Annotated in this window: 24 protein-coding genes and 2 pseudogenes; 8 read left to right on the top strand and 18 right to left on the bottom strand. The window is 70.5% G+C overall.

Annotated elements, in window-relative coordinates; all coding sequences use genetic code 11:
* Positions 1-2 precede the first annotated feature (2 nt).
* Positions 3-197, bottom strand: a complete 195-nt coding sequence (locus tag OG730_RS17700; protein ID WP_327305139.1) for a DUF397 domain-containing protein — start codon at positions 195-197, stop codon at positions 3-5.
* A complete protein-coding gene (locus OG730_RS17705; RefSeq protein WP_327305140.1) occupies positions 194-1,030 on the bottom strand; it encodes a helix-turn-helix domain-containing protein in 837 nt (278 codons plus the stop codon). Before OG730_RS17705 ends, OG730_RS17700 begins: the two co-directional genes overlap by 4 nt.
* Positions 1,031-1,145: 115 nt before the next feature.
* Here OG730_RS17705 and OG730_RS17710 point away from each other — a divergent pair, with 115 nt between their 5' ends.
* Genes OG730_RS17710 through OG730_RS17720 form a run of 3 tightly spaced genes read left to right on the top strand, consistent with a single transcriptional unit; the run spans position 1,146 to position 1,914 of the window.
* Entirely contained in the window at positions 1,146-1,376 is a 231-nt protein-coding gene (locus tag OG730_RS17710; protein WP_327305141.1) for a hypothetical protein, read from the top strand.
* Positions 1,373-1,612, top strand: coding sequence for a hypothetical protein (locus OG730_RS17715; protein WP_327305142.1), 240 nt, complete (start codon positions 1,373-1,375; stop codon positions 1,610-1,612). Before OG730_RS17710 ends, OG730_RS17715 begins: the two co-directional genes overlap by 4 nt.
* A complete protein-coding gene (locus tag OG730_RS17720) occupies positions 1,609-1,914 on the top strand; it encodes a hypothetical protein (protein ID WP_327305143.1) in 306 nt (101 codons plus the stop codon). The genes OG730_RS17715 and OG730_RS17720 overlap by 4 nt, the downstream gene beginning before the upstream one ends.
* Before the next feature lie 232 nt (positions 1,915-2,146).
* Here the strand turns inward: OG730_RS17720 and OG730_RS17725 are convergent, their stop codons facing one another.
* Complete coding sequence (locus tag OG730_RS17725) at positions 2,147-2,776, bottom strand: hypothetical protein (RefSeq protein WP_327305144.1); 630 nt, start codon at positions 2,774-2,776, stop codon at positions 2,147-2,149.
* Positions 2,777-2,826: 50 nt separating this feature from the next.
* Positions 2,827-3,633, bottom strand: coding sequence for a Cof-type HAD-IIB family hydrolase (locus OG730_RS17730; RefSeq protein WP_327305145.1), 807 nt, complete (start codon positions 3,631-3,633; stop codon positions 2,827-2,829).
* A 140-nt stretch (positions 3,634-3,773) separates the two neighbouring features.
* On the opposite strand from OG730_RS17730, the gene fahA reads away from it, so the two are divergent.
* Both fahA and OG730_RS17740 read left to right on the top strand, forming a co-directional pair.
* Positions 3,774-4,997, top strand: coding sequence for a fumarylacetoacetase (gene fahA, locus OG730_RS17735; protein ID WP_327305146.1), 1,224 nt, complete (start codon positions 3,774-3,776; stop codon positions 4,995-4,997).
* A gap of 150 nt (positions 4,998-5,147) precedes the next feature.
* Positions 5,148-5,315 (top strand): annotated as a pseudogene (locus tag OG730_RS17740) (GntR family transcriptional regulator); the annotation flags it as partial.
* Here the strand turns inward: OG730_RS17740 and OG730_RS17745 are convergent.
* Positions 5,270-5,467: a zinc ribbon domain-containing protein gene (locus tag OG730_RS17745; protein WP_327305147.1), complete on the bottom strand. Its 198-nt coding sequence runs from the start codon at positions 5,465-5,467 to the stop codon at positions 5,270-5,272. The pseudogene OG730_RS17740 and the gene OG730_RS17745 sit on opposite strands and share 46 nt — an antisense overlap.
* An 86-nt stretch (positions 5,468-5,553) precedes the next feature.
* On the opposite strand from OG730_RS17745, the pseudogene OG730_RS17750 reads away from it, so the two are divergent.
* From OG730_RS17750 to OG730_RS17760, 3 genes and pseudogenes are all read left to right on the top strand, one after another.
* Positions 5,554-6,036: pseudogene (locus OG730_RS17750) on the top strand (HEAT repeat domain-containing protein); the annotation flags it as partial.
* Positions 6,037-6,191: 155 nt separating this feature from the next.
* The gene (locus OG730_RS17755; protein ID WP_327305148.1) at positions 6,192-6,782 is read left to right on the top strand and encodes a hypothetical protein; all 591 of its coding nucleotides are present in this window, start codon (positions 6,192-6,194) and stop codon (positions 6,780-6,782) included.
* 106 nt (positions 6,783-6,888) lie between these two features.
* A complete protein-coding gene (locus tag OG730_RS17760; protein WP_327305149.1) occupies positions 6,889-7,509 on the top strand; it encodes a Uma2 family endonuclease in 621 nt (206 codons plus the stop codon).
* Between the two features lie 75 nt (positions 7,510-7,584).
* On the opposite strand, the gene nuoN is transcribed toward OG730_RS17760, so the two are convergent.
* From nuoN to OG730_RS17825, 13 genes are read right to left on the bottom strand one after another with little or no spacing between them, the layout of a single operon-like run.
* Entirely contained in the window at positions 7,585-9,204 is a 1,620-nt protein-coding gene (gene nuoN / locus OG730_RS17765) for an NADH-quinone oxidoreductase subunit NuoN (protein WP_442815199.1), read from the bottom strand.
* A 38-nt stretch (positions 9,205-9,242) separates the two neighbouring features.
* Entirely contained in the window at positions 9,243-10,844 is a 1,602-nt protein-coding gene (locus OG730_RS17770) for an NADH-quinone oxidoreductase subunit M (RefSeq protein ID WP_327305150.1), read from the bottom strand.
* Between the two features lies 1 nt (position 10,845).
* Positions 10,846-12,741: an NADH-quinone oxidoreductase subunit L gene (gene nuoL / locus OG730_RS17775; RefSeq protein WP_327305151.1), complete on the bottom strand. Its 1,896-nt coding sequence runs from the start codon at positions 12,739-12,741 to the stop codon at positions 10,846-10,848.
* A gap of 9 nt (positions 12,742-12,750) precedes the next feature.
* The gene (gene nuoK / locus OG730_RS17780) at positions 12,751-13,050 is read right to left on the bottom strand and encodes an NADH-quinone oxidoreductase subunit NuoK (RefSeq protein ID WP_112449176.1); all 300 of its coding nucleotides are present in this window, start codon (positions 13,048-13,050) and stop codon (positions 12,751-12,753) included.
* Positions 13,047-13,898, bottom strand: a complete 852-nt coding sequence (locus tag OG730_RS17785; protein WP_327305152.1) for an NADH-quinone oxidoreductase subunit J — start codon at positions 13,896-13,898, stop codon at positions 13,047-13,049. The genes nuoK and OG730_RS17785 overlap by 4 nt, the downstream gene beginning before the upstream one ends.
* Positions 13,895-14,512, bottom strand: a complete 618-nt coding sequence (nuoI, locus tag OG730_RS17790; protein ID WP_327305153.1) for an NADH-quinone oxidoreductase subunit NuoI — start codon at positions 14,510-14,512, stop codon at positions 13,895-13,897. Before nuoI ends, OG730_RS17785 begins: the two co-directional genes overlap by 4 nt.
* Positions 14,505-15,875: an NADH-quinone oxidoreductase subunit NuoH gene (gene nuoH / locus OG730_RS17795; RefSeq protein ID WP_327305154.1), complete on the bottom strand. Its 1,371-nt coding sequence runs from the start codon at positions 15,873-15,875 to the stop codon at positions 14,505-14,507. The genes nuoI and nuoH overlap by 8 nt, the downstream gene beginning before the upstream one ends.
* Complete coding sequence (locus OG730_RS17800; RefSeq protein WP_327305155.1) at positions 15,872-18,403, bottom strand: NADH-quinone oxidoreductase subunit G; 2,532 nt, start codon at positions 18,401-18,403, stop codon at positions 15,872-15,874. Before OG730_RS17800 ends, nuoH begins: the two co-directional genes overlap by 4 nt.
* Positions 18,400-19,749, bottom strand: a complete 1,350-nt coding sequence (nuoF, locus tag OG730_RS17805) for an NADH-quinone oxidoreductase subunit NuoF (RefSeq protein ID WP_327305156.1) — start codon at positions 19,747-19,749, stop codon at positions 18,400-18,402. The genes OG730_RS17800 and nuoF overlap by 4 nt, the downstream gene beginning before the upstream one ends.
* The gene (gene nuoE, locus OG730_RS17810; RefSeq protein WP_442814945.1) at positions 19,749-20,504 is read right to left on the bottom strand and encodes an NADH-quinone oxidoreductase subunit NuoE; all 756 of its coding nucleotides are present in this window, start codon (positions 20,502-20,504) and stop codon (positions 19,749-19,751) included. Before nuoE ends, nuoF begins: the two co-directional genes overlap by 1 nt.
* A complete protein-coding gene (locus OG730_RS17815; RefSeq protein ID WP_327305158.1) occupies positions 20,501-21,835 on the bottom strand; it encodes an NADH-quinone oxidoreductase subunit D in 1,335 nt (444 codons plus the stop codon). Before OG730_RS17815 ends, nuoE begins: the two co-directional genes overlap by 4 nt.
* Positions 21,835-22,575: an NADH-quinone oxidoreductase subunit C gene (locus OG730_RS17820; RefSeq protein WP_327305159.1), complete on the bottom strand. Its 741-nt coding sequence runs from the start codon at positions 22,573-22,575 to the stop codon at positions 21,835-21,837. The genes OG730_RS17815 and OG730_RS17820 overlap by 1 nt, the downstream gene beginning before the upstream one ends.
* Positions 22,572-23,126, bottom strand: coding sequence for a NuoB/complex I 20 kDa subunit family protein (locus OG730_RS17825; protein ID WP_243339941.1), 555 nt, complete (start codon positions 23,124-23,126; stop codon positions 22,572-22,574). Before OG730_RS17825 ends, OG730_RS17820 begins: the two co-directional genes overlap by 4 nt.
* Positions 23,127-23,136: the final 10 nt, after the last annotated feature.

The following is a 23,136-nucleotide window of genomic DNA, read 5'->3' on the forward strand; positions in this document are numbered from 1 at the left end:
AGTCAGACGGCCTTCACGCCGTCCAGGAAGACCGCGAACGCGGCAGCGGGAATATCCAGCACGGGGCTGGCCGAGAGCTTGGAGTCGCGGACCGGCACGACACCGCGCGAGGCGACGAGGTTGGTGGCCACCTCGACGCACTGGCCACCGTTGTTGCTGTAGGAGGACGTGAACCAGCGGGGGGATTCGGTCGTCACGACGTGCCCTTTCTTAGCTGATCGATCATGGCCACAGCTGCCGCCTGGGTGCATGCCTCGGCCTGGAGCTGATGGTAGGCCGTCAGGATGGGCACCACCGAGTTGATATCCCGCTCCAGGTGGCCCCGTTGGGCGGATTCTGCGTAGGACAAGATCGACCGATCCGGCAAGGTCAGTACGGTGACGGGCAGATCGAACGGCCTCAGCTCCCCCATCTCGAACGGTGCGATCTGGAGCACGGTGTTCGGTAGTTCCGCGAATTCGAGCAGGCGTGTGAACTGGTCCCGCATGACGTCCGGTCCGCCGAGGGGCCGACGGATGCAGCTCTCGTCGAGCACCGCGAGGATCAGCGGCGGAGGGGTCCGGACCAGAACGGCCTGCCGGTCCGCGACGATCGCGACACGCTCGGCCGCCTGTTCCGGGGTGCTGGCGCCCCGCTTGACCCCGCTCTCGGCAAGCACCGTCGCGTACTCCGGCGTCTGGAGCAGTCCAGGTATGACGCCCACCTCGTAGAGCCGGATCTCCACGGCCCGGCTCTCATACCCGAGGAACTCGGGGAATCCCTCCAGCAGGACCCCGTGCCGGATCTCGCGCCACTGCCGTTCGAACGTGTCCTCGGTTCCCGCGATCCCGAAGACCACGTCCGCACTGCGCGCGAAGCGCAGAGTCGAAATCTTGCGCCCGGTTTCCACCGCCGAGATGTGCGTGGCGGAGAAGCCCATCCGTTCCCCGAGACTTTCCTGCGTCCAGCCGCGCTCCTCCCGTGAGCTGCGCAGACGCGCCCCGAAGGCCGCTTCGGGACCTTCCTCGGGGTTCAACTCCTTGCGATTCACAGCCTCGTGACCAACTTTCCGTTCCGTACTGGCAAGTTGAAACGTCCCCACGGCCGCGCCACGCTGAACTCACCGAGTAGTGAATCCACTACGGAGAGGAACGGCCATGTGTGGAATGCCCATTCCCCCTACTCCCGCCCCCGGAACCCTCGTGGTGGACACGAGCCGCGACGACCTGGTCGGGGAGTTCCGGGGCCTCGCCGGCCCCTATTGGGCGCTGCGGCCCGTGCGGGGCGGGCCGGAGTGGGAGGCGGAGCCTCGCTGCGTCCGGCCCGCCGACCCGATGGAGCGGCTCCGGGCGGAGACGGCCCGGCGCAACGCGCAGAGCAGTGAAGGGCTGCTGTGAGCGAGAGCCCGCTCGCGGAGCTGGAGCCGCGGCGGATCGAGTCGGACCCCGCCCGCCGGGCCCGGTTCCGCGCGCGGCTGGACGCGGCCCTGGCGCGGCGGGCCGCCGTACGGGCCCTGCGCGGCCTGCTGGAATCCCGTACGGCCGACGAAGCCGCTGCGGTGACCGTGACGCTGGGGGCGGTCGCCTGGACCGGCTGCCTGGCGTTCGCCGCGGCCCGGGGCGGGATCACGTGACCGGCGCGTGCGGTGCCTCCGGGGCGCTGTCAGCCGTACACCTCGACGCGCTGGCACGGCTGCCGGCACTCCGCCGGATACTCGACGCCGGACCGGAGCTGCGGTGCTCCCTGGAGCGGCACACCGGCCCGCACATGGACGTGCTCCACGAGGGCCCGGCCCCCGGGACCGCGCTTTGGGCCCGCTGGCCCGGGGACGCGGTCCTCGCGCTCCCCGACTGCCCGACGACCGGCTGCGGCGAGGGCTGCGGGCAGTACCTCGCCCACCCCGGCGGCCACACCTGGCAGGTCACAAGCCGTTGATGACGTCCCACCGCTGCGAGGGACCCCCGGCGCGGAGCGACACTACGCACGGGGCGGGTTCGGCGGATTCCCGCGGGTGTCCCGGAGCGGACTCGCTCAGCGCGGGTCCGGGTGGCGTACGTACGTGCGCCACGGGCCGTCGGTCCGGTTGCCTTCGTCGGCGACCGCGAGCCCCCTCGTGCGGGGCCATCGTGGCCGCACCGTGCGGAACGTGTCCAGTGCCGGGGCGTTGTCAGGGGCCCGCCTGGCTCCCCGGCCGGTCGGCGAGCCAGGCGGCGATGCGCTGCGTGGACTCACGGTTGGCGTAGGGGGAGGCGTTGCGCGCCCATTGTTCCAGGTGGTGCAGGACGCTCTCCGAGCGGTCCGGGCGGCCCACGGCGAGCACGTCGATGCCCATCTCACCCGTCGAGCAGCTGATGTAGACGCTGCTGTCCAGGGCCATCATCGCGAAGCCCGGGTGACCCGAGTGCACGCCGAGGAAAGCCGACTCGGCGCCCCGGCCCATGACGTCCCAGCGGTCGAGGAGCCGGACCCGGGTCCAGAGCGACGGCGCCGACCCGTTGCCGAAGTGCATGTGGTGCAGGGCTGCCCGGTGCGTACGGGTGCCCTGCGGGAGCTGTAGGAGGAACTCGCGCCGATCGTCGAACAACCCCGAGGACTCCGCGAGGTCGTACCAGTCGGCGTTGAGCCGTTCGACCAGCCGCGGGGTGTCGTAGCGGTGCGAGAAGCTGCCCGTCACGTCCTCTTCGCGGTATCCGACGACGTACGGCATCGTGCCCGCCGGCACCGCGTCCGGGAGCACCTGGAGGCCGGCCCTGCGCAGGGGCCGGTACACCTTGCGGTCGCGTTCCTGGATGCCCATCGACGCGCACCCTAGCAACGGCCGGCCGCCCCCCGGTCGGCAGGCGCCTCCTAGGCGAAGAGCCGCTCCAGGACCACCGCGATCCCGTCCGCCTCATTCGAGAGGGTGACCTCGTCCGCGACGGCCAGCAGTTCCCGGTGTGCGCCCGCCATCGCGACGCCGTGCGCCGCCCAGGCGAACATCGGGATGTCGTTCGGCATGTCGCCGAAGGCGATCGTGGAGGACCCGGTGACGTCCAGGAGTTCCGCCGCCACGGCGAGGCCGCTCGCCTTGTCGATGCCCGGGGGCTGGAGCTCGACCGTGTGCTCCCCCGCCATGGTGACGTTGACCAGGTCCCCGACCACGCCCCGGGCGATCTCCGTCAGCTCGTCGTCGGAGAGGCGGGGGTGCTGGAGCAGGACCTTGTTGATGGGGGAGGTCCAGAGGTCGCAGCGCCGGGCCACCGCCACCACCGGGAGGTGCGGGTGCCACATCCGGTAGCCCGGCCCTATCAGCATCTCCGCGTCGAGGCCCTCCTGGTTGACCGCCGCGTAGACCTCCCCGACCTCCGCCTCGATCTTCCCGAGGGCGACTTCGGCCAGTTCCCGGTCCAGGGCCACGGAGTGCAGCAGGAGACCGGCCGACGCGTCGTAGACCTGCGCTCCCTGCCCGCACACCGCGAGTCCCGCGTAGCCGAGCCCGTCCAGGACGTGGCGCACCTGTGGGACGGGGCGGCCTGTCACGATGATGTGCCGGGCGCCGGCCGCGCGGGCGGCGGCGAGGGCCGTGTGGGAGCGGGCCGAGACGGTGTCTCCGGCGCGCAGCAGAGTCCCGTCCAGGTCGGTGGCCACGAGTGCATAGGGGAGGGCGGAAGTCACGTGTCAAGGATACGGACCCCCTCGGACAAGTCCTACAAATAGTGCCCGAATCCGGCCTCCCGCACGCCCCACCAGCCCCGTAACGTGTCAACCAGCTCCCGGGACACCCCCGGGCCGCGTCGAAAGCGAGGCAGCACCCCATGCCCCAGCAGAGCCCTCTCGACCTCCCCGAGGGCGACCCGTTCGGGCCGCACAACCTCCCTTACGGCGTGTTCTCCACCGCCGGGGACGAGCGGCGCCGCATCGGCGTGCGCATCGGCGGATACGTGCTCGACGCCGGGGCGGCCGCGGCCGCGCTCGGATCCCCGTACGCCGGACTGCTCGGGCAGCCCTCGCTCAACCCGCTGCTCGCCGCGGGCCGCACCGCGTGGAAGGACGTGCGCCGCGCGCTGACCGCCTGGGTCACCGACCCCGGCCACCGGCCCTCCGTGGAACCGCACCTGCTGCCGCTCGAAGACGTCGTGCTGCACCTCCCGTACGAGGTCGCCGACTACGTCGACTTCTACGCGAGCGAGCACCACGCCACGAACGTCGGCAAGATCTTCCGGCCGGACGGGGACGCGCTGACCCCCAACTGGAAGCACCTGCCCATCGGTTACCACGGCCGGGCCGGAACCATCGTGGTCTCCGGCACGGACGTCGTCCGCCCGAGCGGCCAGCGCAAGGCCCCCGCCGACCCGGCGCCCGTCTTCGGGCCGTCCGTGAAGCTCGACATCGAGGCCGAGGTCGGCTTCGTCGTCGGCACCCCCTCGGAGCAGGGCCGCCCCGTGGCCCTCGGCGACTTCGAGGAGCACGTCTTCGGGCTGTTCCTCCTCAACGACTGGTCCGCGCGCGACATCCAGGCCTGGGAGTACGTGCCGCTCGGCCCCTTCCTCGGCAAGTCCTTCGCCACCTCCGTCTCCGCCTGGGTCACCCCGCTGGAGGCCCTGGACGCGGCCCGCGTCGCGCCGCCCACCCGGGACTTCCCGCTGCTGCCCTACCTGGAGGACTCCGCCGCGGACCGCCCCGGCGGCTTCGACCTGCGGATCACCGTCTCCATCAACGGGCAGGAGGTCGCGCAGCCGCCGTTCGCCTCGATGTACTGGACCGCCGCCCAGCAGCTCGCCCACATGACCGTCAACGGCGCCTCCCTGCGCACCGGCGACGTCTACGGCTCGGGCACGGTCAGCGGCCCGGAGACCGGCCAGCGCGGCTCGCTGCTGGAGCTCACCTGGAACGGCCGCGACGCCATCGAGCTCGCCGACGGCAAGCGCACCTTCCTGGAGGACGGGGACACCGTCACGCTCACCGCGTGGGCCCCGGGCGCCGACGGCACCCGCGTGGGCCTCGGCGAGGTCACCGGCCGCATCGTGGGCACCCTGTAGTCCGCATCGCGGGACGACCGCTGACGGCGGGGTGGCGGATCTATCCGCCACCCCGCCGTTTGCGCAGGTCGTAGCCGTACGCCGGCACCCGCGGGTGGCGCAACACTGCGGCAACTCCACCGGCCAGGCCCCGTCGGTATGTTCCGTGCCATGCCAGCCGAACGCACCCGCGAACACACCGTCCCGGTCGCCGCCGCGCGCCGCCGGCGGCTGCGCGCGGACCAGGCGCGACAGCTCGCCGACCTGCTGCGGCACCAGATCCTGGCGGGCGGCTACCCCACCGGCGTCCTCCCCCTGGAGGACACCCTCGCCGCCGACACGTTGACCCCGGCGACGACATCGGCGGGCCCAGCAAGGCCGCACCGACGACACTGAAATTGGTCCCGAGTGGGCCGGTTGGCGCGCTCGGTGTGCCCGCAGCGCGGGCAGTGCTGCGAGGTGCAGGCCGGATCCACTTCCAGGAACGGCACCCCGGCCCGCCGGGCTTTGTACCGAAGGTGCTGTCCCAGCTGGTGGAAGGGCCAAGAGGAGAGTGTGTCCCGCTGGTCGCGTGGCGGATCCGGCGGGCCGGTCGGCGGCGCTCGAAGCCCTACGGGTCCTGCGGCTCGGGGAGCCCGTCCTGTACGAGCGGTCCCTGCGGGACGCCGACGTGGACGTCCGCATCCAGGCGGTACGGGCACTGGTCTCGGTGGACGCGGAGGCCCCGCTGGCCCGCGCCGCCGGGGATTCCTCGCGGGAGGTACGGGTGGCCGTGGCCAAGGCCCTGGGCATCCTGCGGGCCGGCTCCGCCTTGGCCCCGCTCCTGTCGGACCCCGACCCGCTGGTCCGGGCGGCGGCGCTGACCTCCCTCGCCACCACCGGCGGCCACACGGCGCGGGCCGTCTCCGCCCTCTCCGACCCCAACGCGGACGTCCGCAAGGCGGCGGTCCTCTCCCTGCGCGCCCACCGCCTCGACCCGGCCGCTTCCGCGGCCCTGGCCACGGCCGCCACCGACCCCGACCCCGACGCGGACGTCCGCGCCTACGCCACCCGCCCGTAGCCCCGCTCAAACGCCGGAGGGGCCGAACGCGCGGGAACCACCCGTCCGGCCTGAAGGATCGGCCGGCGACCCCCGTTCGGAGCCCCGCCGCGTGCAGCCCCGGCACGCCGCCCGGATGGTGGACGAAAGCCACCTCCCGAACGGCAGGAGCCCCGATGTCCCTCGGTACCCGCAAGGCCTTCCTGACCTGTGCCGTCGCCATAACCCTCGGCCTGACCGCCGTCGCCCCCGCCCACGGCGTCGACGGGCCGGCGCCCGACCCGAGGAACGCCCGGGCCATGCGGGACATGGCGACGGCCATCCGGGTGACGGCCAAGTACGGGGACGAGCAGCAGGCCCTGAAGGACGGGTACGTGCCGCACGGCGAGGCCTGCATGACCAACCCGTTCGGGGTCGGCGCCATGGGCTACCACTACGTCAAGGAGGCCTACTGGGGTTCGACGGACCCCAGCAAGCCGGCGGCGCTGCTCTACAGCACCGCGAAGGACGAGCACGGCCGCCGCAAGCTGGAGGCCGTGGAGTGGATGTCCAAGGACCGGGACCAGGACTTCAAGACCACCGACGACCGCCCGACCATGTTCGGCCTGCCCTTCGACGGCCCGATGCCGGGCCACTGGGCGGGGATGCCCAAGCACTACGACCTCCACCTGTGGGCGTACCGGGACAACCCGGCGGGCCGCTTCCACAACTGGAACCCGGCCCTGACCTGCCCGAAGACCACCACCCCCATGCCCCACCCGCACTGAGCCCCGGGTCAACACCGCGCTCCCGTTCACACGTACGGACGGCCCCGAGCGGATCCCCGGCGATACGCTGGGCATATTCGCGAGACTCCGCCCCATGGGAGCACTGATGAGCGTCGAATCCGCAGCGCCACAGCCTGAACCGGATCCGGGGCCCCGCTGGCCGATCCCGCCGGCAGGCGGCTGGACCGCGGACGACCTGGACACGCTTCCGAATCTGCCTCCGCACACGGAGCTGATCGACGGGAGCCTGGTTTTCGTGAGTCCGCAGAGCGTCTTCCACGAGCGGGCCATCGACTTGTGCAAGTGGCAACTGCAATCGGTGGCCCCTGACGACTTCGAGGTCTTCCGCGAATTCACCATCGACATCGACAAACTGAATCGGCCCGAGCCGGATGTCGTCGTCGTGCGCGCGAATGTCGTCGACGCTCTGGAACAGACGCGCTTCCCTGCCGAGGCCGTGGTTCTCGCCATCGAAGTGGTCTCCCCCGACTCCATCGGGCGTGACCGCGAAACGAAGCCGTTGAAGTACGCCAAGGCAGGAATCCTCCACTTCTGGAGGGTGGAAAACAAGGAAGGCCGGGCCGTGGTCTACGTCTACGAACTCGATCCCGCCACCCGGAAATACGTCGCCACCGGCATCTTCCACGATCGTCTGAAGGTATCCGTCCCCTTCCCCATCGATCTGGACCTGGACGCGATCACACCGAAGCGGCGACGCCCCGAGTAACCCCTCGCACGGCAAAGGGCCCGGCCCCCCAGTGAAGGGGAAGCCGGGCCCCAGACCGTACTTCGTACGGTCAGGTCAGCGCACGAACGTGCTCGCGCTGCCCGCCAGGTCCAGGAAGTACTGCGGGGCCACGCCCAGTACCACCGTGACCGCGACGCCCACCGCGATCGTCGTCATCGTCAGCGGGGACGGGACGGCGACCGTGGGGCCGTCCGCCTTCGGCTCGCTGAAGAACATCAGGACGATCACCCGGATGTAGAAGAACGCGGCGATCGCGGACGAGATGACACCGACCACGACCAGCGCTCCCGCGCCGCCCTCCGCCGCCGCCTGGAACACGGCGAACTTGCCGGCGAAGCCGGAGGTGAGCGGGATGCCCGCGAAGGCGAGCAGGAAGACCGCGAAGACCGCCGCGGTGAGGGGCGAACGACGCCCGAGGCCCGCCCACTTGGACAGGTGTGTCGCCTCGCCGCCCGCGTCGCGCACCAGCGTGACCACCGCGAAGGCGCCGATCGTCACGAAGGAGTACGCGGCCAGGTAGAAGAGGACGGACTTGACGCCCTGCTCCGAGGTGGCGATCACACCGGCCAGGATGAAGCCAGCGTGCGCGATCGAGGAGTAGGCGAGGAGCCGCTTCACGTCGGTCTGGGTGACCGCGATGATCGCGCCCGCCAGCATCGTCACGATGGCCACGCCCCACATGACCGGCCGCCAGTCCCACCGCAGGCCCGGGAGGACGACGTAGAGCAGACGCAGGAGGGCGCCGAAGGCGGCCACCTTCGTCGCCGCCGCCATGAAGCCGGTGACCGGGGTGGGGGCGCCCTGGTAGACGTCCGGGGTCCACATGTGGAAGGGGACCGCGCCGACCTTGAAGAGCAGGCCCATCAGGATCAGCGCGCCGCCGATCAGCAGCAGCGCGTCGTTGCCCATGGTGTCGGCGAGCGCCGGGTCGATGTTCGCCACGGTGCCGTCGACGACCTCCGCGATCGCCGCGTAGGAGACCGAGCCCGCGTACCCGTAGACGAGCGCGATGCCGAAGAGGAGGAAGGCGGAGGAGAAGGCGCCGAGCAGGAAGTACTTGACGGCCGCCTCCTGCGACATCAGCCGCTGTCGGCGGGCGACGGCGCAGAGCAGGTACAGCGGGAGGGAGAAGACCTCCAGGGCCACGAACAGCGTCAGCAGGTCGTTGGCCGCGGGGAAGATCAGCATGCCGGCGACCGCGAACAGGGCCAGCGGGAAGACCTCGGTGGTGGTGAAGCCCGCCTTGACGGCTTCCTTCTCGCTCTCGCTGCCCGGTACGGACGCCGCCTGCGCGGCGAAGGAGTCCACCCGGTTGCCGTGGGCGGCCGGGTCCAGGCGCCGCTCGGCGAAGGTGAAGATGGCGACGACCGAGGCCAGGATGATGGTGCCCTGGAGGAAGAGCGCCGGTCCGTCGACGGCCACGGCGCCCATGGCCGCGATGTGCGCCTTGGAGCTGCCGTACCCGCCGGCGGCGAGCCCGACGACCGCCGCGAAGGCCGAGGCCAGCGCGGCCACGGCGAGGAACACCTGCGTGTAGTAACGGCCCTTGCGCGGTACGAAGGCCTCTACGAGGACTCCGATGATCGCCGCGCCCAGCACGATGAGCGTGGGCGACAGCTGGGCGTACTCGATGTGCGGGGCCGGGATCTTGTCGATCGGCGCCGCGGCCGCCAGGTTCGGCAGCAGGTTCTGGGCTGCGGCAGTCAGTGTGCTCACTTCGCCCCCTCGCTCTCGTTGGCGGGCTTCGCCTCGACAGCCACCTCGGGCTTCGGGTCGGTCTGCTTGACGTCCGACATGGTGTGCTTCACCGCCGGGTTGACGATGTCGGTCAGGACCTTCGGGTAGACGCCCAGACCGATCAGCAGCGCGATCAGCGGGGCGACCACCAGGACCTCCCGCAGGCGCAGGTCCGGCATGGTGCGGACCTCCTCCTTGAGGGGGCCGGTCATGGTGCGCTGGTAGAGGACCAGCGTGTAGAGCGCCGCCAGCACGATGCCGAAGGTGGCGATGATGCCGACGACCGGGTACCGGGCGAACGTGCCGACCAGGACCAGGAATTCACTGACGAACGGGGCGAGGCCGGGGAGCGAGAGCGTGGCCAGGCCGCCGATCAGGAAGGTGCCGGCCAGGACCGGGGCCACCTTCTGCACGCCGCCGTAGTCGGCGATGAGCCGGGAGCCGCGCCGCGAGATCAGGAAGCCGGCGACCAGCATGAGCGCCGCCGTCGAGAGCCCGTGGTTGACCATGTAGAGGGTGGCGCCGGACTGGCCCTGGGAGGTCATCGCGAAGATGCCCAGGATGATGAAGCCGAAGTGCGAGATGGAGGCGTACGCCACCAGCCGCTTGATGTCCCGCTGGCCGACCGCGACCAGTGCGCCGTAGACGATGCTGATCAGGGCCAGGACCAGGATCACCGGCGTGGCCCACTTGCTGGCCTCGGGGAAGAGCCCGAGGCAGAAGCGCAGCATCGCGAAGGTGCCGACCTTGTCGACGACCGCGGTGATCAGGACGGCGACCGGGGCCGTGGCCTCACCCATCGCGTTCGGCAGCCAGGTGTGCAGCGGCCACAGCGGGGCCTTCACCGCGAAGGCGAAGAAGAAGCCGAGGAACAGCATCCGCTCGGTGTTGGTCGCCATGTCGAGCGTGCCCGCGGCGCGGGCGGCGGTGATCTCCTGGAGCGAGAAGTTCCCGGCGACCACGTAGAGCCCGATGACGGCGGCCAGCATGATCAGGCCGCCGACCAGGTTGTAGAGGAGGAACTTGACCGCCGCGTACGAGCGCTGCGCGGCCGCGTTCTCGTCGGACCCGGAGTGTGCCCGGTCGCCGAAGCCGCCGATGAGGAAGTACATCGGGATGAGCATGGCTTCGAAGAAGATGTAGAAGAGGAAGACGTCGGTGGCCTCGAAGGAGATGATCACCATCGCCTCGACCAGCAGGATCAGGGCGAAGAAGCCCTGGGTCGGCCGCCAGCGGGAGGAAGAGGTCTCCAGCGGGTCGGCGTCGTGCCAGCCGGCCGCGATCACGAAGGGGATCAGCAGCGCGGTGAGTGCGATCAGCACCACCCCGATGCCGTCGACGCCCAGTTCGTAGCGGACGCCGAAGTCGGCGATCCAGGCGTGCGATTCGGTGAGCTGGTAGCGGTCGCCACCGGGATCGAAGCGGACCGCGACGAGCACGGCCAGGGCCAGGGTCGCCACCGAGAAGAGCAGGGCGAGCCATTTGGCGGCGGTCCGGCGGGCGGCCGGGACGGCCGCCGTCAGGATCGCACCGACCGCGGGGACCGCGGCCGTCACCGTCAGAAGCGGGAAACTCATCTCACACCGCCCTCATCAGCAGGGTCGCGGCGATCAGGATCGCCGTGCCCCCGAACATCGAGACCGCGTAGCTGCGGGCGTAGCCGTTCTGCAGCTTGCGCAGCCGGCCCGACAGTCCGCCGACTCCGGCGGCCGTCCCGTTGACCACGCCGTCGACCAGGCTGTGGTCGACGTAGACGAGGGAGCGGGTCAGGTGCTCCCCGCCGCGGACCAGGACCACGTGGTTGAAGTCGTCCTGGTAGAGATCCCGTCGGGCCGCCCGGGTGAGGAGCGAGCCGCGCGGGGCGACGACCGGGACGGGCTTCCTGCCGTACATCACCCAGGCGATGGCGACGCCGATGGCGAGGACCACCATGGTGGCCGCGGTGACCGTCGTGGCGCTGATCGGCGGGTGTCCGTGCTGGTGTCCGGTGACGGGCTCCAGCCACTTCAGGAAGCGGTCGCCGATGCCGAAGAAGCCGCCCGCGAAGACCGAGCCGAAGGCCAGGATGATCATCGGGATGGTCATGGACTTCGGGGACTCGTGCGGGTGCGGGGCGTGGCCCTCCGCGTCTGCCTGCCAGCGCTTCTCGCCGAAGAAGGTGAGGAGCATGACGCGGGTCATGTAGAAGGCGGTGATCGCCGCGCCGAGGAGGGTGACCCCTCCGAGGATCCAGCCCTGGGTGCCCCCCTTGGCGAAGGCGGCCTCGATGATCAGGTCCTTGGAGAAGAAGCCCGACAGTCCCGGGAAGCCGATGATGGCGAGGTAGCCGAGGCCGAAGGTGACGAAGGTGACCGGCATGTACTTCCGCAAGGCTCCGTATTTGCGCATGTCGACCTCGTCGTTCATCCCGTGCATCACGGAACCGGCGCCGAGGAAGAGGCCCGCCTTGAAGAAGCCGTGCGTGACCAGGTGCATGATCGCGAACACGTACCCGATGGGGCCGAGGCCGGCCGCCAGGATCATGTAGCCGATCTGCGACATCGTCGAGCCGGCGAGGGCCTTCTTGATGTCGTCCTTGGCGCAACCGACGATCGCACCGAAGAGGAGCGTGACCGCGCCGACCACGACGACCGCGGTCTGCGCGTCCGGCGCCCCGTTGAAGATGGCGCCCGAGCGGACGATCAGGTAGACGCCGGCGGTGACCATGGTCGCCGCGTGGATGAGGGCCGAGACCGGGGTCGGGCCCTCCATCGCGTCGCCGAGCCAGGACTGCAGCGGCACCTGGGCCGACTTGCCGCACGCGGCGAGCAGCAGCATCAGGGCGATCGCCGTCAGCTTGCCCTCGCCGGCCTCGGACACCGAGCCGAGGACCGGGCCGAAGGCGAAGGTGCCGAAGGTGGTGAACATCAGCATGATGGCGATCGAAAGGCCCATGTCGCCGACCCGGTTGACCAGGAAGGCCTTCTTCGCGGCGGTGGCCGCGCTGGGCTTGTGCTGCCAGAAGCCGATCAGGAGGTACGAGGCGAGGCCCACGCCCTCCCAGCCGACGTACAGCAGGAGGTAGTTGTCGGCGATGACCAGGAGCAGCATCGCGGCGACGAAGAGGTTGAGGTAGCCGAAGAAGCGGCGGCGACGCTCGTCGTGCTCCATGTACCCGATGGAGTACACGTGGATGAGCGTGCCCACCCCGGAGATCAGCAGGACGAAGGTCATCGACAGCTGGTCGAGCTGGAAGCCGATGTCGGCCTGGAAGCCCTCCACCGGGATCCAGCTGAACAGCCGCTGGTGGAAGGTCCGTTCCTCGGCGGTCTTGCCGAGCATGTCGGCGAAGAGGGTGAGGCCGATGCCGAAGGAGGCGGCGGCGAACAGGGTGCCGATCCAGTGGCCGGTCTTGTCGAGCCGGCGGCCGCCGCAGAGCAGCACCGCCGCTCCGAGCAGGGGCGCTGCTACCAGCAGCGCGATCATGTTCTCCACAGCGACCCCTTACAGCTTCATCAGGCTGGCGTCGTCGACCGAGGCCGAGTGGCGGGTACGGAACAGCGACACGATGATCGCGAGGCCCACCACGACCTCGGCGGCGGCGACGACCATCGTGAAGAACGCGATGATCTGGCCGTCGAGGTTGCCGTGCATCCGGGAGAAGGTCACGAAGGCGAGGTTGCAGGCGTTGAGCATGAGCTCCACGCACATGAACAGCACGATCGCGTTCTTCCGGATCAGTACTCCGGCCGCCCCGATGGTGAACAGCAGCGCGGACAGGTACAGGTAGTTGACCGGGTTCACTTCGAGGCCTCCTCACGGGCGTCGTGGCCGAGGGCGTCGTGGTCGAGGCCGTCGCGGCCGAGCCGCTCGGACGACCGCTGCTCCAGGGCCTTCAGGTCGTCCAGGGCCTTGCCGGAGACGTCCCTGATCTGGCCGCGGGCGCGCAGCGTCTGGTTGACGGTGAGCTCGGAGGGGGTGCCGTCCGGCAGCAGGCCCGCGACGTCCACGGCGTTGTGCCGGGCGTAGACGCCGGGTGCGGGCAGCGGCGGGAGCTGGACGCCCGCGCGCACGCGGCGCTCGGCGAGCTCGCGCTGGGTGGCGGCCCGCTCGGTGCGCTCGCGGTGGGTGAGCACCATCGCGCCGACGGCCGCGGTGATCAGCAGGGCGCCGGTGATCTCGAAGGCGAACACGTACTTGGTGAAGATCAGCGTGGCCAGGCCCTCGACGTGCCCGCCGGAGTTGATCCGGCCGAGTCCGTTGAAGTGGGTGAGCTTGGCGTTGGAGATGCCGGCGATCAGCAGGATGCCGAAGCCGAGCCCGCACAGGGCGGCCAGCCAGCGCTGCCCCTTGATGGTCTCGGTCAGCGAGTCCGCGGCGGTGACGCCGACGAGCATGACGACGAAGAGGAAGAGCATCATGATCGCGCCGGTGTAGACGACGACCTGGACGATGCCGAGGAAGTACGCGCCGTTGGCGAGGTAGAAGACCGCCAGGATGATCATCGTCCCGGCGAGGCTCAGCGCGCTGTGCACGGACTTCTTCATCAGGATCGTGGCCAGCGCGCCGATGACGGCGACCGTGCCGAGGACCCAGAACTGCACGGCCTCACCGGTGGAGGTGAGGGTGGCGGCTGCCGCGAGTGCGCTCATGCCCCCACCCCCTCGGAAGCGTCCTCGGAGGCCGCGGTCTCGCCCTTGGACACGGCCACCTGGCGGACCGTGCCGGGAGCCGCCCCGGTCACCAGCCCGCGGTAGTAGTCCGTGTCGTCGGTGCCCGGGAAGATCGAGTGCGGTGCCTCGACCATGCCCTCGGTGAGCCCGGAGAGCAGCTGCTCCTTGGTGTAGATGAGCGCTTCGCGGCTGGAGTCGGCCAGTTCGAACTCGTTCGTCATGGTCAGCGCCCTGGTCGGGCACGCCTCGACGCACAGCCCGCACAGGATGCAGCGGGCGTAGTTGATCTGGTAGACCCGGCCGTACCGCTCACCCGGGGAGTAGCGCTCCTCCTCGGTGTTGTCCGCGCCCTCGACGTAGATCGCGTCGGCGGGACAGGCCCAGGCGCACAGTTCGCACCCGATGCACTTCTCCAGACCGTCCGGGTGGCGGTTGAGCTGGTGCCGCCCGTGGAAGCGGGGTGCGGTGGTCTTTTCCTGCTCCGGGTACTGCTCGGTGAGGCGCTTCTTGAACATGGCCTTGAAGGTCACGCCGAAGCCGGCCACCGGGTTCTGCCACTTCTCGCCCTGCTCGGCGTCAGACTTGTCAGACATTTTCAGCACCCTCCTCTCGGTCACTGTCAGTATTCGCCGCGCCACTGACAATGAGCTCCCGCTCACTGCGGGGCCGCCTGCGCGGTACGGGTGCCAGGTGCTGGCCGGGCTTGGGCGGTACGGGGAATCCGCCCGCCAGGGGGTCGAAGGGTTCGGCGGCGGCCGCCTGTTCGGCGTCCGCGAGGGCCGTCTTCTCCTTCTTGTCGCGGAACAGGTCCGCGACGAAGGACAGCAGCAGGAGCGCGATGACCCCGCCGCCGACGTAGAGCACGATCTCCTGGAAGTCGTAGTTCTCGTTGCGCAGCGCCCGGACGGTGGCGACCAGCATCAGCCACACCACGGAGACCGGGATCAGTACCTTCCAGCCGAGCTTCATCAGCTGGTCGTAGCGCACGCGCGGGAGCGTGCCGCGCAGCCAGATGAAGAAGAAGAGGAGCAGCTGGACCTTCAGGACGAACCAGAGCATCGGCCACCAGCCGTGGTTCGCGCCCTCCCAGTACGTGGAGATCGGCGCCGGGGCCCGCCAGCCGCCCAGGAACAGGGTGGCGGAGACCGCGGAGACGGTGACCATGTTGACGTACTCGGCGAGCATGAACAGCGCGAACTTGATGGAGGAGTACTCGGTGTTGAAGCCGCCGACCAGGTCGCCCTCGGACTCCGGCATGTCGAAGGGGGCGCGGTTCGTCTCGCCGACCATCGTGATGACGTAGATGATGAAGGAGACCGGCAGCAGGATGATGTACCAGCGGTCCGCCTGGGCCTCGACGATCGCCGAGGTAGACATCGACCCGGAGTAGAGGAAGACCGAGGCGAAGGCCGCGCCCATCGCGATCTCGTAGGAGATCATCTGCGCGCAGGAGCGCAGACCGCCGAGGAGCGGGTACGTGGAGCCGGAGGACCAGCCCGCCAGGACGATGCCGTAGATGCCGACCGAGGCCACCGCGAGGATGTAGAGCATCGCGATCGGCAGGTCGGTCAGCTGCATCGTGGTGCGCTGGCCGAAGATGGAGACCTCGTTGCCCGAGGGGCCGAAGGGGATCACCGCGATGGCCATGAAGGCCGGGATCGCCGCGATGATCGGGGCCAGGACGTAGACGACCTTGTCGGCCCGCTTGACGATCAGGTCTTCCTTCAGCATCAGCTTCACGCCGTCGGCGAGCGACTGGAGCATGCCCCAGGGGCCGTGCCGGTTGGGGCCGATGCGCAGCTGCATCCAGGCGACGACCTTGCGCTCCCACACGATGGAGAAGAGCACGGTGACCATCAGGAAGGCGAAGCAGAACACCGCCTTGACGACGACGAGCCACCAGACGTCCCTGCCGAACAGGGAGAGGTCTTCGGCGGCGATCTGAACGGTGTTCACGCGCCCACCTCCGCAGGGGAGTCGCTGGTGTCGGCGGGGGTGGCCGGGCCGATGCGGACCAGCTCCCCCGGGCGGGCTCCGGTGTCGGCGAGGACCCCGGAGCCGGTGGAGTTCATCGGGAGCCAGACCACCCGGTCGGGCATCTCGGTGACGCGCAGCGGCAGTTCTACGGAGCCGGCGGGGCCGGTCACCGCGAGGACGTCGCCGCTCTTGACGCCGGTCTCGGCGGCGGTGGCGGCCGACAGGCGGGCGCTCGCCTCGTGCCGGGTGCCGGCCAGGGCCTCGTCGCCTTCCTGGAGCAGACCCTGGTCCAGGAGGAGCCGGTGGCCCGCGAGGACCGCCTCGCCCGCGCCGGGACGGGGCAGCAGCGCCCGGTCCCCGGGCCGTCCCTCGGAACGCTCTCCGGCCCACGGGCCGAGCCCGTCGAGCTCCCGGCGTACGGCGTGTACGTCGGGCAGCGCGATCGGCCGGTCGGCCGCGTCGGCCAGCATGTGCAGCACGCGGGAGTCGGCGGGGGCGAGCCGGCGGGTCATCTGCTCGGGCTTGAGCGCCGCCTCGAACGGCCGGACCCTGCCCTCCCAGTTGATGAACGCGCCGGGCTTCTCGGCGACGGCCGCGACCGGGAAGACCACGTCCGCGAGGTCGGTGACCTCGCCGGGCCGCAGTTCCAGGGAGACCACGAAGGCCTCCTGGAGCGCGAGCTTCGCGCGGGCCGGGTCCGGCAGGTCGGCGAGCTCGACGCCCGCGACCAGCAGGGCCGAGAGTTCGCGGGTCGCCGCGGCCTCGACGATCTGGCCGGTGTCGCGGCCGTAGCGGTGCGGGAGCTCGTCCAGGCCCCAGGCGGCCGCGACCTCGTCGCGGGCGCGCGGGTCGGTGGCCGGGCGGGCGCCCGGCAGCAGGGACGGCAGCGCGCCCGCCTCGACGGCGGCCCGCTCTCCGGCCCGGCGCGGGATCCACACCAGGGTGGCGCCGCTCGCGGAGGCGGCCCGGACGGCCGCGGTCAGCGCGCCGGGCACGCCCGCGAGGCGCTCCCCGACCACGATGACGGCGCCGGGCAGGCGCAGCGCGTCGGCGGCGGCCTGGCCGCCGTCCTCCAGCCCGGCCTGCGAGGCCAGGGCGTTGAGCCACTCGGGCTCGGTGCCGGGGGCGGCGGCCAGCAGGGTGCCGCCCGCCTTCTCCAGGCCGCGGGTGGCGAACGGGGCGAGGGCGAAGGTCCGCTGCTTGTGCTTGCGGTGGGCCTTGCGCAGCCGCAGGAAGACCCCGGGGGCCTCCTCCTCGGCCTCGATGCCGACGAGGAGCACGGCCGGGGCCGCCTCCAGGGAGGCGTTGGTGACGCCGTGCCCGTCGAGGTCCTTGCCGATGCCGGCGACGGAGGAGGCCAGGAACTCGGTCTCCTCCGCGCTGTGCACGCGGGCACGGAAGTCGATGTCGTTGGTGTCGAGCACGACCCGGGCGAACTTGGCGTACGCGTAGGCGTCCTCGACGGTGAGGCGTCCGCCGGTCAGCACTCCGGCCCGGCCGCGCGCGGCGGCGAGCCCGTTGGCGGCGGCCTCCAGGGCCTCGGGCCAGCTGGCCGGGGCCAGGACCCCGTCGCTGCCGCGGACCAGGGGGGTGGTGAGCCGGTCGGGGCGCTGCGCGTAGCGGAACCCGAAGCGGCCCTTGTCGCAGATCCACTCCTCGTTGACCTCGGGGTCCTCCGCGGCCAGCCGGCGCAGCACCTTGCCGCGGCGGTGGTCGGTGCGCGTCGCGCAGCCGCCCGCGCAGTGCTCGCACACGCTCGGGGAGGAGACGAGGTCGAAGGGGCGGGAGCGGAAGCGGTAGGCGGCCGAGGTGAGGGCGCCGACCGGGCAGATCTGGATGGTGTTGCCGGAGAAGTACGACTCGAAGGGGTCGTCCTCGCCGGTGCCGACCTGCTGGAGCGCGCCGCGCTCCAGGAGCTCGATCATCGGGTCGCCGGCGATCTCGTTGGAGAAGCGGGTGCAGCGGGCGCAGAGCACGCAGCGCTCGCGGTCCAGGAGCACCTGGGTGGAGATCGGGACCGGCTTCTCGTAGGTGCGCTTCTTGCCCTCGAAACGCGATTCGGCGTTGCCGTGGGACATGGCCTGGTTCTGCAGCGGGCATTCGCCGCCCTTGTCGCAGACCGGGCAGTCCAGCGGGTGGTTGATGAGCAGCAGCTCCATCACCCCGCGCTGGGCCTTGTCGGCGACCGGGGAGGTCAGCTGGGTCTTGACGACCATGCCGTCGGTGCAGGTGATGGTGCAGGAGGCCATCGGCTTGCGCTGGCCCTCGACCTCGACGATGCACTGGCGGCAGGCGCCGGCCGGCGAGAGGAGGGGGTGGTCGCAGAACCGGGGGATCTCGATGCCGAGCTGTTCGGCGGCCCGGATGACCAGGGTCCCCTTGGGCACCGACAGTTCGATGCCGTCGATGGTCAGGGAGATCTGGTCCACGGGCGGGACCGCGGCCTCTCCGCCGCCGGAGGTGCCGTTGCCCGCGGCAGAGCCGCTAGACGATTGCAGTACGGTCATGCGGTCACCTCCGTGTCGGCCCAGAGGGTCGACTTCTTGGGGTCGAAGGGGCAGCCCTTGCCCGTGATGTGCTGCTCGTACTCCGCGCGGAAGTACTTGAGCGAGGAGAAGATGGGGCTGGCGGCACCGTCGCCGAGCGCGCAGAACGACTTGCCGTTGATGTTGTCGGCGATGTCGTTGAGCTTGTCGAGGTCGGACATGACCCCCTTGCCCGCTTCGATGTCGCGGAGCAACTGGACCAGCCAGTACGTGCCTTCGCGGCAGGGCGTGCACTTGCCGCAGGACTCGTGGGCGTAGAACTCGGTCCAGCGGGTCACCGCCCGCACCACGCAGGTCGTCTCGTCGAAGCACTGCAGGGCCTTGGTGCCCAGCATGGAGCCGGCCGCGCCGACGCCCTCGTAGTCGAGGGGGACGTCGAGGTGCTCCTCGGTGAACATCGGGGTGGAGGAGCCGCCCGGGGTCCAGAACTTCAGCCGGTGCCCGGGGCGCATGCCGCCGCTCATGTCGAGGAGCTGGCGCAGGGTGATCCCGAGCGGGGCCTCGTACTGGCCGGGGCCGACCACGTGCCCGGAGAGCGAGTACAGGGTGAAGCCGGGGGACTTCTCGGTCCCCATCGACTTGAACCAGTCCTTGCCCTTGTTCAGGATCGCGGGAACCGAGGCGATGGACTCCACGTTGTTCACCACGGTGGGGCAGGCGTAGAGTCCCTCGACCGCGGGGAAGGGCGGACGCAGCCGGGGCTGGCCGCGGCGGCCTTCGAGGGAGTCCAGGAGGGCCGTTTCCTCGCCGCAGATGTAGGCGCCCGCGCCCGCGTGCACGGTGATGTCGAGCTTGAGTCCGCTGCCGAGGATGTCTTCCCCGAGGTACCCGGCCTCGTACGCCTCGCGGACCGCCTCGTGCAGGCGCCGCAGGACCGGCACGGTCTCGCCGCGCAGGTAGATGAAGGCGTGCTCCGAGCGGATCGCGTAGCAGGCGATGATCATTCCCTCGATGAGGGAGTGCGGGTTCGCGAAGAGGAGCGGGATGTCCTTGCAGGTGCCCGGCTCCGACTCGTCCGCGTTCACCACGAGGTAGTGCGGCTTGCCGTCGCCCTGCGGGATGAACTGCCACTTCATGCCGGTGGGGAAGCCCGCGCCGCCGCGTCCGCGCAGACCGGAGTCCTTCACGTAGGCGATGAGGTCGTCGGGGGTCATGGCGAGCGCCTTGCGCAGGCCCTCGTACCCCTCGTGGCGCCGGTAGGTCTCCAGCGTCCACGACCGCGGCTCGTCCCAGAAGGCCGACAGGACGGGTGCGAGGAGCTTCTCCGGACTCGTGCCGTTCTTACTCAGTTCAGTGGACACGGTCATCACTCCCCTCCCTCGATGGTGGCCTCGCCGCGCGGGTGCACGATCGGGGCGTGCGGGGCTTCGCCGCGCGCGATGCGCAGGCCGATCAGGGAGGCGTGGCCGGCGCCGCCGCTCGCCTCGACCGCGCCCTCGCGCTCGTCGGGGAAGCCCGCCAGGATCCGGGCGGTCTCCTTGTACGTGCACAGCGGCGCGCCCCGGGTCGGCTCGACGGGGCGGCCGGCCAGCAGGTCGTCCACCATGGCCTTGGCGGACTCGGGGGTCTGGTTGTCGAAGAACTCCCAGTTGACCATCACCACGGGGGCGTAGTCGCAGGCCGCGTTGCACTCGATGTGCTCGAGGGTGACCTTTCCGTCGGCGGTGGTCTCGTTGTTGCCGACCCCGAGGTGTTCCTTGAGCTCGTCGAAGATGGCGTCGCCGCCCATGACCGCGCACAGGGTGTTCGTACAGACACCGACCTGGTAGTCCCCGGAGGGCTTGCGCCGGTACATCGTGTAGAAGGTCGCCACGGCCGTGACCTCGGCGGTGGTCAGGCCCAGCACCTCGGCGCAGAACCGGATGCCGGTGCGCGAGACGTAGCCCTCCTGCGACTGGATGAGGTGGAGCAGCGGCAGCAGCGCGGAGCGGCTGTCGGGGTAGCGGGCGATGACCTCCTTCGCGTCCGCTTCGAGCCGGGCGCGCACGTCCGCCGCGAAGTCGGGTGCCGGAAGCTGGGGCATGCCCAGGCTCACCCCTGATACGGGCTGATTGGCCGTCATCGGTCGACGCCTCCCATCACGGGGTCGATGGAGGCGACGGCCACGATGACGTCGGCGACCTGGCCGCCCTCGCACATCGCCGCCATGGCCTGCAGGTTGGTGAAGGACGGGTCGCGGAAGTGGACCCGGTAGGGGCGGGTGCCGCCGTCGGAGACCACGTGCACGCCGAGCTCGCCCTTGGGCGACTCCACGGCCGCGTAGGCCTGGCCGGCCGGTACCCGGAAGCCCTCGGTCACCAGCTTGAAGTGGTGGATGAGGGACTCCATGGAGGTGCCCATGATCTGCTTGATGTGGTCGAGCGAGTTGCCGAGGCCGTCGGGGCCCATGGCGAGCTGCGCCGGCCAGGCGATCTTCTTGTCGGCGACCATGACCGGGCCCGGCTCCAGCCGGTCCAGGCACTGCTCGACGATCCGCAGGGACTGGCGCATCTCCTCCAGGCGGATCAGGAACCGCCCGTAGGAGTCGCAGGACTCGGTGGTCGGCACGTCGAACTCGTAGTTCTCGTAGCCGCAGTACGGGTCCGTCTTGCGCAGGTCGTGCGGGAGGCCGGCCGAGCGCAGGACCGGGCCGGTGGCGCCGAGCGCCATGCAGCCGGTGAGGTCGAGGTAGCCGACGTCCTGCATGCGGGCCTTGAAGATGGGGTTGCCGGTGGCGAGGCTGTCGTACTCCGGCAGGTTCTTCTTCATGGTCTTCACGAACTCGCGGAGCTGGTCCACGGCGCCCGGGGGAAGGTCCTGGGCGAGACCGCCGGGGCGGATGAACGCGTGGTTCATGCGCAGGCCGGTGATCAGCTCGAACACGTCGAGGATCAGCTCGCGGTCGCGGAACCCGTAGATCATGATCGTGGTCGCGCCCAGCTCCATGCCGCCGGTGGCGATGCACACCAGGTGGGAGGAGAGCCGGTTGAGCTCCATCAGCAGGACGCGGATGACGGAGGCGCGGTCCGGGATCTGGTCGGTGATGCCGAGCAGCTTCTCGACGCCCAGGCAGTACGCCGTCTCGTTGAAGAACGGCGTCAGGTAGTCCATGCGCGTCACGAAGGTGGTGCCCTGCGTCCAGTTCCGGTACTCGAGGTTCTTCTCGATGCCGGTGTGGAGGTAGCCGATGCCGCAGCGGGCCTCGGTGACCGTCTCGCCGTCGATCTCCAGGATCAGGCGGAGCACTCCGTGGGTGGACGGGTGCTGGGGGCCCATGTTGACGACGATCCGCTCGTCGTCCGCGCGGGCCGCCGACTGGACGACCTCGTCCCAGTCGCCGCCGGTGACGGTGTAGACGGTGCCCTCGGTCGTCTCGCGGGCGGAGGCGTGGTTCGAATCCTTCTGGGTGTTCATCAGCTGTACGACCTCCGCTGGTCGGGAGCCGGGATCTGGGCGCCCTTGTACTCGATGGCGATGCCGCCGAGCGGGTAGTCCTTGCGCTGCGGGAAGCCCTGCCAGTCGTCCGGCATCATGATCCGCGTGAGGGCCGGGTGCCCGTCGAAGACCAGGCCGAAGAAGTCGTACGTCTCGCGCTCGTGCCAGTCGTTGGTCGGGTAGACCGAGACGATCGAGGGCACGTGCGGGTCGGCGTCCGGGGCGGTCACCTCCAGCCGCAGGATCCGGCCGTGGGTGAGCGAGCGCAGGTGGTAGACGGCGTGCAGCTCGCGGCCCTTGTCGTCCGGGAAGTGCACCCCGCTCACTCCGGTGCAGAGCTCGAAGCGCAGGGCCGGGTCGTCGCGGAGGGTCTTCGCCACGAGGAGCAGGTGCTCGCGCGCGATGTGGAGGGTCAGCTCCGCCCGGTCGACGACGACCTTCTCGATGGCGTTCTCGGGGAGCAGGTCCTGCTCCTCCAGCGCCCCTTCGAGCTCGTCGACGACCTCGTCGAAGTACGAGCCGTACGGGCGGGCGCTCGCGCCGGGCAGGGCCACGGTGCGCACGAGGCCGCCGTAGCCGCTGGTGTCGCCGCCACCGCCGGCGCCGAACATGCCCTTGCGGACGCCGATCACCTCGGGACCGGCCGCTCCGCGGGGCGCGGGCACGTTGTCGCCGTCGCCGGCATGGGGGCCGCTGTGCACGGCCGGGTCCTCGCTCACCGCAGGAGCCCCTTCATCTCAATGGTGGGGAGCGCCTTGAGGGCCGCCTCCTCCGCCTCGCGGGCCGCCTCTTCCCGGTTCACGCCGAGCTTGCCGCCCTGGATCTTCTGGTGGAGCTTGAGGATCGCGTCGAGCAGCATCTCGGGGCGGGGCGGGCAGCCGGGCAGGTAGATGTCCACGGGGACGATGTGGTCGACGCCCTGGACGATCGCGTAGTTGTTGAACATTCCGCCCGAAGACGCACAAACACCCATAGAGATGACCCACTTGGGAGCGGGCATCTGGTCGTACACCTGCCGCAGCACCGGCGCCATCTTCTGGCTGACCCGGCCGGCCACGATCATCAGGTCGGCCTGGCGCGGGGATCCGCGGAAGACCTCCATGCCGAAGCGGGCCAGGTCGTACCGGCCCGCTCCCGTGGTCATCATCTCGATCGCGCAGCAGGCCAGGCCGAAGGTGGCCGGGAAGACGGACGCCTTGCGCACCCATCCCGCGGCCTGTTCGACGGTGGTCAGCAGAAAGCCGCTCGGCAGCTTCTCTTCCAGTCCCATGGAAAATTCA

This window comes from Streptomyces sp. NBC_01298, from assembly GCF_035978755.1.
Lineage (GTDB): Bacteria > Actinomycetota > Actinomycetes > Streptomycetales > Streptomycetaceae > Streptomyces.